The 231-nt window shown below is 84.4% G+C and carries 1 protein-coding gene; it reads right to left on the bottom strand.

Translation table 11 applies throughout. From position 1 onward, the window contains the following. A partial coding sequence (locus tag AAEZ00_RS22475; protein WP_351090244.1) for a hypothetical protein occupies positions 1-231 on the bottom strand: 231 nt, incomplete at both ends.

The raw sequence follows: 231 nt of genomic DNA, 5'->3' as shown, positions 1-231 counted from the left end.
CCGCCCGCGTCCACTCCTCCGACCCCCCCCCCCCCGCCCCGCCCGCCCCCCCCCCCCGCACGCCCCCCCCCCCCCCCCCCCCCCCCCCACCCCCCCCCCCCCACACCCCCCCCCCCCCCACCCCCCCCCCCCCCCCCCCCACCACCCCCCCCCCCCCCCCACACCCCCACCCCACACACTCGCCCCCCACCCTAACGAAACCTAACGCACCACCCCGGATGAAGCTCGCCC

This window comes from Shewanella sp. S1-49-MNA-CIBAN-0167, from assembly GCF_040310145.1.
In the GTDB taxonomy this organism is placed as follows: Bacteria; Pseudomonadota; Gammaproteobacteria; order Enterobacterales; family Shewanellaceae; genus Shewanella; species Shewanella psychromarinicola.
Note: the sequence above shows the minus strand (reverse complement) of the source record. Positions and strands in the feature narration are given on the sequence as shown.